At 24.7% G+C, this 1,581-nt stretch carries 2 protein-coding genes; both read right to left on the bottom strand.

Going from position 1 to position 1,581, the window contains the following annotated elements; translation table 11 throughout:
• Positions 1–103 precede the first annotated feature (103 nt).
• The gene (locus AC5LAX_RS06145; RefSeq protein WP_204922448.1) at positions 104–751 is read right to left on the bottom strand and encodes a hypothetical protein; all 648 of its coding nucleotides are present in this window, start codon (positions 749–751) and stop codon (positions 104–106) included.
• A gap of 13 nt (positions 752–764) precedes the next feature.
• Positions 765–1,385 carry a hypothetical protein gene (locus tag AC5LAX_RS06140; RefSeq protein WP_288909218.1) on the bottom strand — a complete coding sequence of 207 codons (621 nt, stop codon included), beginning with the start codon at positions 1,383–1,385 and terminating at the stop codon, positions 765–767.
• Between the last annotated feature and the right edge of the window lie 196 nt (positions 1,386–1,581).

Here is a 1,581-nt window from a genome sequence, read left to right as displayed (position 1 = left end):
TTAAATTCATTTGAGTATTTAGTCATAAAAAAACTGCACCTCCAAAAGTTGTTTTGTGTCCAACTTTTGGGGTGCAGTTCATAAGTTCCTGAGGCTCTTTTTATTATCTTATACTAAAATATCTTATATGAATATATCTTCTTTTAAAGGAAATATCATATGTACAGCAAACAAGCGCTATATAGGCTATGATTTCACAGCTTTCTTCTAATAATTGATTATAATTACCAAATTGCACTAAACCTCTATCAAATACACATTGACTCAATATGCTTGTTACTATAAAAAACAAAAATTCACCTAATGGAATGTACCAACAAATTCCTTGTCTTCTGCTTTGATAAAAATATACTACCAATAAAATCAAAGCTATTAAAATTAAAATCCCTACTATTGGATAAACTACTGAACCATACCATAATTCATGTACTTTTACAAAAATCTGTTCACCATTTTTATCCATACCAATAGGATAAAATACACGACCCCAACTCAATTCTCTACCAATCATCAATATATAAATTATTATCGAAGCTACATAAAATTTTATACTATCATATAAAATAAAATCTCGTATTTTCCCTATACAAATTACAATACCTAAAAATAAAATTACAACTTCTAAATTCTCTAAAAAATGATTTTCATAACTATATTCTATAGGCAAGACAAATGATAACCCAATAAAAATAACAGCTAAAATACACAAAATAACTAAAGCTTTTGTATATCTAATTTCAAAATTTAACATCTATATTCCTTCTTTATTTCTTTTTAAATGATATATCATAAGTAAAGCATACTAAAGAACAATATGCTAATATCTCTGTGCATTCTTCTAATAATTGACCATAATCTGCTAAAAACTTAATTAAATTTTTCTCAAATACTATTTGACTCAAGATCATCATAATTATAAATAAACGAATGCTATATCTAGGTATACTACAAATAATCTGTTCTTTTTTTATGTATTTATAAATTTGTATCATTAAAAATAATGCTATTAAAACTAGTACTGCAATTATAGGATATACTATTGGGCCATACCATATTTGATGGATATTCATAAAAATTTGTTCACCATTTTTATCAATACCAATAGGATAAAATACTCTACCATAACTTAATTCTCTAGCAATCATAACAATATAAAAAATACCACATGCTAAATAAAACTTATTAATTTTATCTTTATTTAAATTTGCAGTTTTATATAACATATTTATAAAACCAATACCTAATACAAATACTTCTAGATTTTCTAACAAATGATTTTCATAACTACATTCTACTGGTAAAATAAAAGCTTGAGGTAACAATAAAACCATCAAACCAATTAAAATATAATACGTCTTATGCATATGCTTATCTATACACACCATTAATACCATCCTTTACAAAAATTTAAATTTATTTTCATTTAAATTTCATTTTTATAAAATATACTATAATTGAGATAATAGAACATTTATTTATCTATAAACAATAATAAAGAATTGACATACTCCCCATGCCTAAAGGCAGGGGATTCTTGGATACAAACGATACTTGCCTACTAAAATAGCAGGTCTTACTATA

It is taken from the genome of Megamonas sp., assembly GCF_986095205.1.
Note: the sequence above shows the minus strand (reverse complement) of the source record. Positions and strands in the feature narration are given on the sequence as shown.

What these genes read in the sequence shown, in the direction of transcription:
- AC5LAX_RS06140 (WP_288909218.1), bottom strand. Translation starts at nt 1,385, where the DNA reads ATGGTGTGTATAGATAAGCATATGCATAAGACGTATTATATTTTAATT.
- AC5LAX_RS06145 (WP_204922448.1), bottom strand. Translation starts at nt 751, where the DNA reads ATGTTAAATTTTGAAATTAGATATACAAAAGCTTTAGTTATTTTGTGT.